Source organism: Delftia sp. WY8, from assembly GCF_018437695.1.
Taxonomy (GTDB): Bacteria; Pseudomonadota; Gammaproteobacteria; order Burkholderiales; family Burkholderiaceae_C; genus Comamonas; species Comamonas tsuruhatensis.
In genome coordinates, this window is sequence record NZ_CP049795.1 from 3,155,049 (window position 1) to 3,168,046 (window position 12,998).

The 12,998-nt window shown below is 62.0% G+C and carries 15 protein-coding genes; 11 read left to right on the forward strand and 4 right to left on the reverse strand.

The annotated features are described in order from the left end of the window. Positions 1-307: 307 nt before the first annotated feature. The 7 genes from sucC to G4D77_RS14605 all read left to right on the forward strand — a co-directional run bounded on the left by sucC (position 308) and on the right by G4D77_RS14605 (position 6,920). Positions 308-1,468 (forward strand): ADP-forming succinate--CoA ligase subunit beta, encoded by a 1,161-nt coding sequence (gene sucC / locus G4D77_RS14575; protein WP_016449395.1) that lies wholly within the window; start codon positions 308-310, stop codon positions 1,466-1,468. 20 nt (positions 1,469-1,488) lie between these two features. Next, positions 1,489-2,382, forward strand: coding sequence for a succinate--CoA ligase subunit alpha (gene sucD, locus G4D77_RS14580; protein ID WP_016449394.1), 894 nt, complete (start codon positions 1,489-1,491; stop codon positions 2,380-2,382). A gap of 165 nt (positions 2,383-2,547) precedes the next feature. Further along, a complete protein-coding gene (locus G4D77_RS14585) occupies positions 2,548-3,240 on the forward strand; it encodes a TerC family protein (protein ID WP_016449393.1) in 693 nt (230 codons plus the stop codon). 294 nt (positions 3,241-3,534) lie between these two features. Continuing rightward, positions 3,535-4,317 (forward strand): PP2C family protein-serine/threonine phosphatase, encoded by a 783-nt coding sequence (locus G4D77_RS14590; protein ID WP_047474588.1) that lies wholly within the window; start codon positions 3,535-3,537, stop codon positions 4,315-4,317. A 248-nt stretch (positions 4,318-4,565) separates the two neighbouring features. Continuing rightward, the gene (locus tag G4D77_RS14595) at positions 4,566-5,276 is read left to right on the forward strand and encodes an FHA domain-containing protein (protein WP_017405118.1); all 711 of its coding nucleotides are present in this window, start codon (positions 4,566-4,568) and stop codon (positions 5,274-5,276) included. Between the two features lie 222 nt (positions 5,277-5,498). Then, entirely contained in the window at positions 5,499-6,083 is a 585-nt protein-coding gene (locus G4D77_RS14600; RefSeq protein WP_154836142.1) for a pilin, read from the forward strand. Positions 6,084-6,146: 63 nt separating this feature from the next. Continuing rightward, positions 6,147-6,920: a hypothetical protein gene (locus G4D77_RS14605; RefSeq protein WP_154836144.1), complete on the forward strand. Its 774-nt coding sequence runs from the start codon at positions 6,147-6,149 to the stop codon at positions 6,918-6,920. Here G4D77_RS14605 and moaC read toward each other — a convergent pair. Beyond that, positions 6,914-7,405, reverse strand: a complete 492-nt coding sequence (gene moaC / locus G4D77_RS14610; RefSeq protein ID WP_154836146.1) for a cyclic pyranopterin monophosphate synthase MoaC — start codon at positions 7,403-7,405, stop codon at positions 6,914-6,916. The genes G4D77_RS14605 and moaC overlap by 7 nt on opposite strands. A gap of 152 nt (positions 7,406-7,557) precedes the next feature. Here moaC and G4D77_RS14615 point away from each other — a divergent pair, with 152 nt between their 5' ends. Continuing rightward, entirely contained in the window at positions 7,558-9,183 is a 1,626-nt protein-coding gene (locus G4D77_RS14615) for a M48 family metalloprotease (protein ID WP_047328056.1), read from the forward strand. On the opposite strand, the gene G4D77_RS14620 is transcribed toward G4D77_RS14615, so the two are convergent. The 3 genes from G4D77_RS14620 to G4D77_RS14630 form a co-directional block, all read right to left on the reverse strand. Beyond that, positions 9,157-9,504: a phage holin family protein gene (locus tag G4D77_RS14620; RefSeq protein WP_012202791.1), complete on the reverse strand. Its 348-nt coding sequence runs from the start codon at positions 9,502-9,504 to the stop codon at positions 9,157-9,159. The two genes, G4D77_RS14615 and G4D77_RS14620, sit on opposite strands and share 27 nt — an antisense overlap. 152 nt (positions 9,505-9,656) lie before the next feature. Next, positions 9,657-10,115, reverse strand: a complete 459-nt coding sequence (locus G4D77_RS14625) for a hypothetical protein (protein WP_016449386.1) — start codon at positions 10,113-10,115, stop codon at positions 9,657-9,659. 134 nt (positions 10,116-10,249) lie between these two features. Next, positions 10,250-10,990 (reverse strand): TerC family protein, encoded by a 741-nt coding sequence (locus G4D77_RS14630; protein ID WP_016449385.1) that lies wholly within the window; start codon positions 10,988-10,990, stop codon positions 10,250-10,252. Positions 10,991-11,498: 508 nt separating this feature from the next. On the opposite strand from G4D77_RS14630, the gene G4D77_RS14635 reads away from it, so the two are divergent. The 3 genes from G4D77_RS14635 to G4D77_RS14645 all read left to right on the forward strand — a co-directional run bounded on the left by G4D77_RS14635 (position 11,499) and on the right by G4D77_RS14645 (position 12,997). Further along, positions 11,499-11,930, forward strand: a complete 432-nt coding sequence (locus tag G4D77_RS14635; protein ID WP_017404072.1) for a DUF3717 domain-containing protein — start codon at positions 11,499-11,501, stop codon at positions 11,928-11,930. Between the two features lie 57 nt (positions 11,931-11,987). Beyond that, on the forward strand, positions 11,988-12,167 hold the full coding sequence (locus tag G4D77_RS14640) for a hypothetical protein (RefSeq protein WP_016449383.1): 180 nt from the start codon (positions 11,988-11,990) through the stop codon (positions 12,165-12,167). Between the two features lie 140 nt (positions 12,168-12,307). Next, complete coding sequence (locus G4D77_RS14645; protein WP_047328054.1) at positions 12,308-12,997, forward strand: hypothetical protein; 690 nt, start codon at positions 12,308-12,310, stop codon at positions 12,995-12,997. Position 12,998: the final 1 nt, after the last annotated feature.

The following is a 12,998-nucleotide window of genomic DNA, read 5'->3' on the forward strand; positions in this document are numbered from 1 at the left end:
TCCAGGGCCGCTGACATGCGCCTGTTACAAACGGCGGGCAGGGCCGTCTGCAGATCCTCTATAAGACAAAAGAGCTGTGGCGTCTGGAGGAAATGTCGGGAAACCGTCTTTTCCCTGACATATCAATGCATTGCACAGTTCCTGACATGCTGCTTGGCCCGCAGGAAATTGTGGATTCTGCGCATGGGGGCGTGTCGGATGGCGCAGTGCAGCATGGTACATTCGGCGATTGCCAGGTCACTCCGCCTTGAGGCAGCACCCCAGGGCTACCGGGTCAATCCCCCCCTATTTGTTTGAGAGAGACATCATGAAGATTCATGAATACCAAGGCAAGGACATCTTGCGTCAGTTTGGTGTGCCTGTACCTCGCGGTATCCCTGCGTTCACAGTGCAAGAGGCCGTCGAGGCCGCCCAAAAGCTCGGCGGCCCTGTGTGGGTCGTGAAGGCCCAGATCCACGCTGGTGGTCGCGGCAAGGGCGGCGGCGTGAAGGTTGCCAAGAGCATCGACGACGTCAAGGCACTGGCTGGCCAGATCCTGGGCATGCAGCTGGTAACGCACCAGACCGGCCCCGAAGGCCAGAAGGTCCGCCGCCTGTACATCGAAGACGGCGCCGACATCCAGAAGGAATACTACCTGTCGTGCGTGACCGACCGCGCCACGCAGAAGGTGGCCTTCATCGCTTCCAGCGAAGGCGGCATGGACATCGAGGAAGTGGCCCACTCCACGCCCGAGAAGATCATCACCATCTTCGTCGATCCCCTGGTCGGTCTGACCCAGGCCCAGGGCGAAGAGCTGGCCAAGGGCATCGGCATGCCTGCCGACTCCACTGCCCAGTTCATCGACATCTGCCAGAAGCTCTACAAGTGCTACATGGACACGGATGCCTCGCTGGTCGAAATCAACCCCCTGAACCGTGACAGCAAGGGCAATGTCATTGCCCTGGACGCCAAGTTCAACTTCGACGCCAACGCCCTGTTCCGCCTGCCCGAAATCGTGGCACTGCGCGACCTGGACGAAGAAGATCCCGCCGAAGTCGAAGCCTCCAAGTTCGATCTGGCCTACATCTCGCTGGACGGCAACATCGGCTGCCTGGTCAACGGTGCCGGCCTGGCCATGGCCACCATGGACACCATCAAGCTGTTCGGCGGCGAGCCGGCCAACTTCCTGGACGTGGGCGGCGGCGCCACCCCCGAGAAGGTCACCGAAGCCTTCAAGATCATGCTGAAGAACCCCAAGGTCGAAGGCATTCTGGTCAACATCTTCGGCGGCATCATGAAGTGCGACACCATCGCCACCGGCGTGATCACTGCCTGCAAGGCCGTGAACCTGCAAGTGCCCCTGGTCGTGCGTATGAAGGGCACGAACGAAGAACTGGGCAAGAAGATGCTGGCCGAGTCCGGCCTGCCCATCATCAGCGCCGACACCATGGCCGAAGCGGCCACGAAGATCGTCGAAGCCGTCAAGTAAGCAGGCCCGGAGAACACACCATGTCTATCTACATCAATAAAGACACCAAGGTCATCACCCAAGGCATCACGGGCAAGACGGGCCAGTTCCACACGGAAAAATGCATCGAGTACGCGAACGGCAAGAACTGCTTCGTGGCCGGTGTGAACCCCAAGAAGGCCGGCGAAAAGATCTTCGACGTGCCAATTTACGCCTCCGTCAAGGAAGCCGCACAAGGCACGGGCGCCACGGTCTCGGTGATCTACGTTCCCCCCGCAGGCGCTGCCGCCGCGATCTGGGAAGCCGTGGAAGCCGACCTGGACCTGGCCATCTGCATCACCGAAGGCATTCCCGTCCGTGACATGCTGGAAGTCCGCAACAAGATGCGCGCCAAGGAAGCTGCAGGCGGCAAGCGCACCCTGCTGCTGGGCCCCAACTGCCCCGGCCTGATCACGCCCGACGAGATCAAGATCGGCATCATGCCCGGCCACATCCACAAGAAGGGCCGCGTCGGCGTGGTCAGCCGCTCCGGCACGCTGACCTACGAAGCCGTGGCTCAGCTGACCGAACTGGGCATTGGCCAGTCGTCGGCCGTGGGCATCGGCGGTGACCCGATCAACGGCCTCAAGCACATCGACGTGATGAAGGCCTTCAACGACGATCCCGACACCGACGCCGTCATCATGATCGGCGAAATCGGCGGTCCCGACGAAGCCGAAGCTGCCCGCTGGTGCAAGGACAACATGAAGAAGCCGATCGTCGGCTTCATCGCTGGTGTCACCGCCCCTCCCGGCAAGCGCATGGGCCACGCCGGCGCGCTGATCTCCGGCGGCGCCGACACGGCCGACGCCAAGCTGGCCATCATGGAAGAGTGCGGTTTCGTCATCACCCGCAATCCCTCCGAAATGGGCCGCCTGCTCAAGGGCCTGATCTAAGCGGCACCGGTTCTGCGTGACATCCAGGGTTCGCCCCAGGAAGAAATTACGCAGAATTACGAATCGGTAAGGCGGCAAGTCCGCCCTACACTGACGACTCCAAAAAAGAAAAAGCGCCAGAGGCTACCGCCCTGGCGCTTTTCAACTCATAACAGCGGAGAAACCATGGAATACCTGCAAAGCGCCGATTTCTGGATCGGCCTGTTGAAGATCGTCTGGATCAACATCATCCTGTCTGGCGACAACGCCGTCGTCATCGCCCTCGCAGCACGCTCGCTGCCTCCCGCACAGCAAAAGAAAGCCGTCATGTTCGGCTCCGGCGCCGCCGTGGTGCTGCGGATCATCCTGACCGTGGTCGCGGCAAAGCTGCTGGAGCTGTCGTTCCTGCAGATCGTGGGCGGCTGCCTGCTGCTGTGGATCGGCCTGCAGCTGCTGACCGGCGAAGAAGATGATGAAGGCGAATCCAAGGGCCATGGCAGCATGATGGTCGCCATCCGCACCATCCTGATCGCCGACCTGGTGATGAGCCTGGACAACGTGATCGCCGTGGCCGCCACTGCGCAGGGCAACATGGTCCTGCTGATCCTGGGCCTGGCCATCAGCATCCCGCTGGTGATCTTCGGCTCCACGCTGATGATCAAGCTCATGGAGCGCTTCCCCGTCATCATCACGCTGGGCGCCGCCCTGATCGGCTGGGTCGGCGGAGAAACCATCGTCAACGACCGCCTGCTGCACGGCTACGCCATCAGCCACCCCTGGCTGCACTATGTGGCGGCCGCAGCCGGCGCCGTGCTGGTCGTGGGCATTGGCAAGTTCCTGCAGGCGCGCTCAGGCGCAAAGCACGCAGCCCAGGCCTGACGCTGCCGCAGGCAGCACCTTCGCCGCATCACGAACGCACTGCCCCGGCAGTGCGTTTTTGCTTTGTGAGGACCCATCTTGATGTGGCGTCAAGCTGACGAGCCGTTGCGCCCGCGCATTCCGGGCACTTGCGCGCACTGTTTTCATTTACGCTGTGCACCGGTCTTCACCATTGCATCTGCACACCAGGGACTGATGGCACCACCGCCGAATCCGTCCTTTGCCACCATGCCCAGCGCCCCCAAAATCCCGGACCAACCCACCCGGCAGCAAGCTCCTGCCCAGTACTGCGCCATGGTTGCACGCACCGATGTGGGCCGGCGCCGTGACAACAACGAGGACGCCGTCACCATCCACCCCAGCGCCCAGCCCTGGCCCATTGCCGTGCTGGCCGATGGCATGGGCGGCTACAACGCCGGCGAAGTCGCCAGCGCCATGGCCATCAGCCTGGTATCCGTGGCGCTGCAAAGCACCACCACCGAGGCGCCCGTGGCCAACACGCCGCAGGCCCGCCAGGAATTGCAGCAGTCACTTGCCAATGCCCTGAACCTGGCCAACGCCGCCATCCTCACCGCCGCCCAGGAAACACCCGGCTGCCGCGGCATGGGCACCACCGTCATCGCAGCCGCTTTGCTGCCCGGCCTGCTGATGCTGGCCCACCTCGGCGACTCGCGGGCCTATGGATGGCGCGATGGCCAACTGCTGCGCCTGACCCGGGACCACACCTGGCTCCAGGAAGAAATCGATGCAGGCCGCATCCAGGACCACGAAGCCCGGCAGTCCGGCCTGGGCCACCTGCTCACCCAGGCCCTGGGCGTGACCCAGGACGTCACACCCGACTTCAATGAATGGCCGCTGCAGCCTGGCGACCGCATCCTGCTGTGCTCCGACGGCCTTACCGACATGCTCGATGACGACGCCATTGCCGCCCTGTTCAAGCAGTCCAGCCCGCTGCCCGTGCTGCTGACCTCGCTGCTCACGGCCGCCAATGAAGCAGGCGGAAACGACAACATCAGCGCAGCGCTCATCGAACTCCAGGCCAACCCGCCCTCTGCCGCCTGCGCTGCCATCGATTGAGCCCAGACAGAGCGCAGGGATCGACGGCAGAACCCATCCGATGGACGCGCTTGCGTGCACAAAAACCCCAGGTTCCAATTGTCAAAAATGATTGCGCACCCAACAATCGGTCAAAGACAAGCCATAGCCTGTATCAAATACGATGACGGACTCCGGCGTGCCCGGGCCGCAGACATAATAGTTGGATAGACCCCAGCTCCGGATCACCCAGTGCAGTGCAAGCCGGGCATAACAAAGGAATTTTGAGCATGCCGACCCTGGTCATCTCCATCGACGGCGCCGTCATCAAGGAAGTGCAGCTGACCAAGGAGCGCACCACGCTGGGACGCCGCCCCTACAACGACATCGTCATCGACAACCTCGCGGTCAGCGGGGAGCATGCCGTGCTCAGCATCGTCGACGGTGCCGTCATCATCGAAGACCTGCGCAGCACCAATGGCACCTATGTCAACGGCCAGCCCATACTGCGCCAGACCCTGAACCACGGCGACCTGCTGGACATCGGCAAGTACAAGATCCGCTTCGTGCAGCAGCAGGTCAGCGCCTCCTCGCGCTCGGCACTGGCGGCCATTGCCGCAGCAGTGGAGGCAACCCGCCCAGCCCCCTTGGCGGAAGACCTGCCATCGCAGTTCAGCACCCAGACCCCCTCAGGCTTCGACCACACCCTGCCGCCTTCGATGGCCGGCCTGGCCACACGCCAGGCTGCCATCCGCATGCTCAACGGCAACGCCGCTGGCCGCGAAGTCCCGCTGGTCAAAGTCGTCACCACCCTGGGCAAGCCCGGCGTGGCCGTCGCCTCCATCACCCAGAAGCACCACGGCTTCGTGCTCGCCCAGCTGGAAGGTGACGCCCTCAGCCTCAAGCTCAACGGCCAGGAAATTGGCCGCCGCCCCATGCCACTGCAGCACGGAGACACGGTGGAGCTGGCAGGCACGCAGATGCAGTTCCTGGTGGCGTGAGGGACCGGCTCGACCCCGCCGACAAACTTCGCGTGACGTCTGTAGCAAGCGCACGATCTCTGACAAAAACGTCACAACAAGTGGATCAATTTGTCAGAGAATGGCGTCCAACCGTGTCAGTTGCAACCAAACCATACATAGACTTGGACCTTGGCCCCCTGGAGCGACTGGCACGGCTCTTGCTCAGTAGAGCATGCAATCAACCCCTATGAGGAGAAGTTCATGAAGCGTTCCATCCAGCAAGGTTTTACCTTGATCGAATTGATGATCGTTGTGGCGATCATCGGCATTTTGGCAGCCGTTGCGCTGCCGGCTTATCAGGATTACACGGTGCGAGCGCGTGTGTCTGAAGGCCTCAGCTTGGCTACCGCAGCAAAAACAGCTGTATCTGAAACCTTCGCAAATGCTGCAACCGGCGCAGTAGTTGCTTACGCTGGAAAAGGCGCACAGGCTGCTCCTGCCGCAGGAAAAATAACCTATGGATACGAATACACGGAAGGCACAATTGTTGAGAGCATTGCAATTGGCGAAATTAAAGATGTTACCGCACCGGCGGCCAATGAAGGCCAAGTAACTGTTACTTTCCAGTCAACTGGTGCTGCAGGCGCAGCTATGCTTAAGGCCAAGGCTGCCGCAAATAAGCTGATCCTCACACCTGGCTCTGGCAAGGTTGACAATACAGCTACTCCTGCGGGCCTCTTGGTTCAAGGCGCACCAGTAGTCTGGGGTTGCGGTGTACCTGATCTTGCAGTCTTTAAATTTGTTCCTGCTAGCTGCCGCTTTGTCAAGGCCGCTGCTGCACCATAAACCTGCATAGCCGCCAATTTAAAAGAGCACCTAGGTGCTCTTTTTTAATTATCAATATAAACAATGAACACATTCAGGGCAAAGGCTGCATTTAAGGCATTTGCAATTCATTTTTTGGTAAGTGCTACAATTCTATTAATACTCTATTGTTACATTTTACAACAATGGTACCCCTATCCTTTTGGAACTCTTTCCAGCGGGTGGAACCTTCTTTTAATTCTGGCGGTTGTCGATTTAACGTCCGGCCCACTTCTTACAGCACTAATCTACAACCCACATAAACCCTCAAGAGAATTGGCACTAGATTTATTCCTAATTGCTCTACTTCAAACAGGCGCCCTAATCTATGGACTATTTATCATTAGCCAAGCACGCCCAGTAGTTCTCGCGTTCGAGGTGGATCGTTTCACAGCGGTTTCCCTAAATCAAATTGAATTAGAAGATCTGAGAAAAGCGCCCGCCGAGCTGCGATCACCATCGTGGTCTGGTCCACAGCTAATTGGTACACGCATGCCACGCACGGGCAACGAAACCCTGCATAGCATAGAAATGTCTCTGCAAGGCACAGAACCCAGTCTCCGGCCTGATTGGTGGCAAGATTATGAAGAGAGTCGATCGCTTGTAAAAAGACAAATGAAGCCTCTAGAGAAACTTCATTCGCGAGTTGACCAAAAACAAAAAAATATTATAAATAAATCTGTACACAGTGCAGCTCTTCCGTTGAAAGAGATATTTTACCTCCCGTTAACCAGCCACAAATTCGCAGATCAATGGATTATCCTTTTAAATGACAAAGCCAGTATTATTGGCTATGCAAATATAGATGGATTTCAATAGTTTACTAATTTTCCTTTCTCATACTCCTCGGATTTCCCCCCCTTCTTCTTCATGACCTTCACCCCCTCCATCACCATGGACTTGTCCACCGCCTTGCACATGTCATAGACCGTGAGCAGTGCCACCTGCACAGCGGTGAGAGCCTCCATCTCGACCCCGGTAGGCCCCACTGTCTCCACGGTAGCCACACAACGAACGGAAGATACATCTGACAACAGATCAAACTCCACCGCCACACGCGTCAGCGCCAGTGGATGGCACAGCGGAATCAGGTCACTGGTCTTCTTGGCCGCCATGATGCCGGCGATGCGCGCGATGCCCAGCACGTCGCCCTTCTTGGCCGTGCCGCTCTGGATGATGGCCAGGGTTTCGGGCTGCATGGTGATGCGGCCCTCGGCGACCGCGATGCGGTGGGTTGCGGGCTTGGCGCCGACATCGACCATGTGGGCCTGGCCCTGGGCATCGAAGTGGGTGAGGGAAGACATGGAAACTCCTGAAAATGCACGGGCCGGTCTACGCCAGTCCCGACACGCTGGTCAGTCCTGCCATGAACGTTCGGCGAACCGAGGCATCATAGTGGGGTGTTCCACCGCCCCGTGACTATGCACGGGCCCGGCCCCTTGGTTCTTACCTGCCCATGCGCCCATCACGCCTGAAGACACGTATCGCCGTCGGCCTGCAGCTGCTGGCGGCCTCTCTCACCATCGCAACGCATGCACCCGCACAGGCCCAGTTGCGCCTGCCCACTCTGGGCGATGGCGCAGCCACGACGACCAGTGACGAGCGGCGCCTGGGTGACCGCATCATCCGCTCGCTGTACCGCGATCCGGACTACATCGACGATGCGGTACTGCAGGAGTATGTGGAAGGCATCTGGCAGCACCTGGTCGATGCGGCGCGCACGCGGGGCGAGCTGTCGGACGAGCTGGAAGAGCGCTTTGCCTGGGAGATCCTGCTGGGGCGGGACCGCTCGGTCAACGCCTTTGCGCTGCCCGGCGGCTATCTGGGAGTGCACCTGGGACTGATCGGAGTGGTCAGCACGCGCGACGAGCTGGCGTCGGTGCTGGCGCATGAGCTGAGCCACGTCACGCAGCGCCACATTGCGCGGCTCATTGCCCAGCAGGGCAAGCAGACGCCGCTGATGATCGGATCGATGATCCTGGGCGCCCTGGCCGCCAGCCGCAGCCCCGATGCCGCCATGGCGATGATGATGGGCGGCCAGGCGCTGGCCGTGCAGAACCAGCTGAACTTCTCTCGCGACATGGAGCGCGAGGCCGATCGCATGGGTTATGGCTTGATGGCGCCTGCGGGCTTTGCGCCGCAGGGCTTTGTCACCATGTTCGACAAGCTGCAGCAGGCCAATCGGCTCAATGACAACGGCAGCTGGCCCTATCTGCGCAGCCATCCGCTGACCACGGAGCGCATGGCCGACATGCATTCACGCCTGCCGCGCGGCGTTGCGCCCGCGCCCGCCCCTTCCCTGGAACACGTGATGATGGCCGCACGGGCCCGCGTGCTGTCGCGCCCGGGCGTGGACGTGCTGCGCCAGTGGGCCGAGCTGCCGCGCTCCACCAGCTTTGGCAGCCAAACCCCGACCCAGCAGGTGGCACAGTTGTATGCCGCCACGCTGAGCGCCGTGCAATTGCGCGATTGGGCCGAGGCGCGGGAAATGTCCGAGCGCCTTCAAGCGGCCACGGCCGCCGATCCCGGCGCCCTGCGGCAGGCCAAGCTGCTGCAGGCCGAACTGGAGCTGACAGCCGGCAAGCCCGGCGCCGCGTTGCAGGCGTTGCCACCGCTCTACCTGCCTGCAGCCGCACCTGCCCAGGCTAGTCCCACGGTATCCGTCCCCGCCAAGACAACGGAAAGCGGCCCCAGCCTGGCCACCGTCAATGTGGTCGAAAACCGCGCCGTGCGCAGGCCGGAATTGCTGATGCGCACGCAGATCCTGCTGCGCGAGCAGGGCGCCGCCAGCATGGCAGGCCCGCTGCAGACCTGGGTGACGGACCACCCGCGCGATGCCAGCGCCTGGCAACTGCTGGCCCAGGTTCAGCGCTCTCAGGGCCAGGAGCTGCGCGCGCTGCGCGCCGAGGCCGAGGCCCAGGTCGCGCACTACGACTATGCGGCCGCGGTGGATCGCTTCAAGGCAGCGCAGGAACTGGCCCGCAAGGGCGGGCCCAAGGTGGATTTCATCGAAGCCTCCATCGTGGACACGCGGCTGCGTGCCGTGGAGGAGCTGCTAAGGGAACAGGCGCGCGAGAAGTGACTCGATGGCCAGGCCCAGCAGCGAGTAGATGAGCGCGCCCAGCATGGCCGCCCAAAAGCCCGCGACATGAAAGCCGCTGAGCAGGCCCGAGGCTGCCCAGAACATCAGTCCGTTGACCACGAAGAGAAACAGCCCGACCGTCACGATGGTCACGGGCAGCGTCAGCACCACGAGGATGGGCCGCAGCACCGCGTTGAGCAGGCCGATGACCAGCGCCGCGATCATGGCCGAGCTGAAGCTGTTGACCTGCACGCCACCATAGAGATAGGCCACGACCAGCAGGGCACCGGCGCTGAGCAGCCATTTGATCAGGATTTTCATGCGGGCAGCATAGCAGCAGCCAGCAGATCCGGGTTGAGGCGGCGCACTGGGAACCGTGGACCGGAGAACTCCATGAAAAACGGCATCCCGTTTTCCGGGATGCCGTCCTGACAGTGATCGCCTGACCAGAGCAGCCAGGCAGATGCCAGCCTTTAGACCATCGCTTCCTCGAACACCAGGCCCATCAGCGCGCCGATGGCCGCCAGCGTTCCCGGAAGATTCCAGCGCCGGCCCAGCGGGGCTGCAGGCGCCACGGCTGGGGCCGTGGCTTCCTGCTTGGGGCGGCGCGCATCGACGATCTGGGCCGCGCCATGCTCCTGCTGGAGCTGGGCCACCAGTTCGGCCAGCGGCCCCTTGGCCAGCACCGGCGTGATTCGGCCTGCACTGTCACCGAACACCGGCAGCAACTGGGCAAACAGCTTGTCGGCCCACTTGCCGCGCCAGCTTTCGCGTGCGCTGTGGCTCACCCATTTGCTGACACGGTGGGTTATGCGCGGTGCGCAGGCCACCAGCAACCAGTGCGAGGACTGGGCCTGCGGCGAGGCGGCCAGGGCCTGGACCAGAGGCAGAGCGTAGGAAGCGTCATCCACGTAGACGATGATGGGGTTCAAAGCAAGTCCTTGTCGAACTGGGTTTGCGGGGTGGGACAGGCGGGCGGTCAAAGCCGCCCTTGCACTGGATTGTCGCGAATCGGCGCGGGAGGCCAGACAGGCCAACCCGGCGCCAACCTCAACTTTTCAGGAAATCAAGCTCCGTGGGCATCCGCCTTGGGAGCAGGACGGCGCGAAGCGATGTACTTGCCCAGTGCCAGCACCAGCAGGGCTCCGAACACGCTGGCACCGTACTTGAGCATGTCGGTCTGGGGCAGCTTGACCATCCAGTCCCACTTCTCCGTATTGGCGAAGACGGGGTCGGTGACCAGCATGCCGCCGGCAATCCAGCCCAGCAGCATGCCGCCGGCCACTATGATGATGGGGAAGCGCTCCATCAGCTTGATCACGAGCTGCGAGCCCCAGACGATGATGGGGATGGAGATCAACAGACCCAGCACGACCAGCAGCAGTTGGTGTTCGCCCGAGCTCTGTGCGGCGCCGGCGATGGCGATCACGTTGTCCACGCTCATCACCAGGTCGGCGACGATGATGGTCTTGATGGCCGCCAGCAGCTTGTCGCTGCCCTGGATGTTGTCATGGCCATCTTCATCAGGCGCAATCAGCTTGATACCGATCCACACCAGCAGCAGTGCTCCGACAAACTTCAGGAAGGGCAGCGCCAGCAGCGTCATCGCGAAGGCGATCAGGATGACGCGCAGGATGATGGCGCCAGCCGTGCCCCAGATGATGCCCTTCTTGCGCTGCGCGGGCGGCAGCTTGCGGCAGGCCAGCGCGATCACGACCGCGTTGTCCCCGCCCAGCAGGATGTCGATGATGATGATTTGGCCCAGGGCCACCCAGAACGGGGCGTGAGTCAGAAAGTCCAAGTCCATAAGGTCCTCGCTGTTGAGTACGGCCGGCGGGAACTCCTCCCTCCTGGAGAAACACCCACCAGCACAGAAAGACCGATGCGACGACACAGCGCCTACCCGGGCAAGGACATGCCTGGCTCAGGGGAGAACACCTTGATCGACCGTCATCAGGTCCATCAAAGGTCTTGCTCGGCTGCGGTATGCACCGCAGCCCGGAAGGCCGGAAGCTTGCGCTTCGTATTGACGACCATTCCGATGCCGGTGCGGTGGCTTTGCAGCCACCCCTGCCGGCAGAGAGCTACTCCCCTTCGAACCTGCGGATTGCAACACAAAGCCGCTGCGGCACGCAAGTGAAAAAACCCTTCAATTCCACGGAAAGCACAAGCAACACATCCCGTACTCCTTTTATACATCTGCCCCCAACGCTTCACTATTCATAGCAACCCTGAAGCTGATGGAGTGTTGCAGCAGTGCCCGACCGAGGACTGGCATGCGCCTTATCATCGCTGCCCCTTCCCCTTGCCCGTCCATGACTGCACTGCACATCACCGATATCGAAGCCGCCATCAACTACTGGCGAGAGCGCCACCCGTCCCCGGATGGTGTGCTGCTGCAGCCCGAAGTACGGGCTCTGGCCGAGGTGTACGCGCTGATGATCTTCTGGCATGAGACCGAAGTGCAGGTTGAGGGCTTTCCCTCGCACGCCATGGCAGCCTGGCTGGCCTGGTACGACACGACCCCCGATACGCCCTGCATCGCCATCTGCTCCACCAGCCAGGGCGACGAGAAATGCAAGGGTTGTGGCCGCAGCTTCGACGAAGTGCAGATGTGGACCGCCATGGAGCCACCACAGAAGCGCGCCGTATGGCGCAGGATCACGACAGAAGGCGACTCCTGGCGCTTTACCCGCTATGCAGAGCGTGCGGCCGAGCGCGCGGACATATCGCGCAAACCCGGCTGATTGCCGTATATCGCACCGAACCAGTGCGATGTTGCAGGCGGCCTAACATCAGTCCCCATGCTGCAGACCGCCGCTTCCAGCCACCGCCGCCCCCGCCCCTGCATGCGCCTCACGGCAAGTGATGCGGGGAGCACGCGCGTGCCGGCCGGCAAGGCCTGGCCTGCCACGGCCGCTCGCCTGCGCGAGCGCGATGCAGCGCGGCTGAACATCGGCCCCAGACAGGCCGCACGGTCTTGATGCGCTGCCCTGCGCGGAACCGGGCAGCGTCGCTTCACTGAATCCGCTCTTCTTGCGCCGCCTTCACCTTGAAACTGAAGGCGGTTGGGTTTTCACGCGTCTGCCGGGCCACAAGGCCTGCCGACAAAGCGAGCTTTGCCGTGACCTGTCTAGCCTTTGCCCCAGCCGGGCCCTCGTTTTCCTCCCTCTGGCGCCATCTGCGTGATGCCGTGGCGCATCGCGCCTCGGCCCGCTTGCGGCCGCACCACGTCACCGAACTGCGCATCGACGTGATGCAGCCGCTGGTGGAGGGCGAGCTCGAAGCCATTCATGAGCGCCTGTACCAGCCCGGCAACAAGCTGCACGGCCTGGAGCGACGTCCGCTTCACGATCCGCAGTTCCAGCTGCACTGGCGGGAGGCCGACGGCGAATGGTTTGCCTACGTGGAGGATATGGAGCGGCGCTGCCTGGCCGGCTACACGGTGTTCAATCGCCTGGTCGAAGTGGACAAGCGCACCGACCGCCGCGTGCGCTCGCCCCATTCGCGCTTTGCGCCGGACTACCAGCGGCGCGGCATCGCCAGCGCCGTCTACCGCAGCGTGCTCGATACGGGCACCTGCCTCGTCAGCGGCGCACGCCAGTCGCCGGGTGCCCACGGCCTGTGGAACCATCTGGCGCGCAGCTATGACGGCCGCTATGTGGGCATCACGGAGAGCAAGTCGCTGATCCATCTGGGCTGCAATGTGCCCGACGATGTCATGGACCGGCTGTCCACTCGCCGCATGCTGCTGGGCGCGGGCTGGACGGTGGAGTCCTTCGCCCAGGCCGTCCGGATGCAGTTGCCTGACTGAG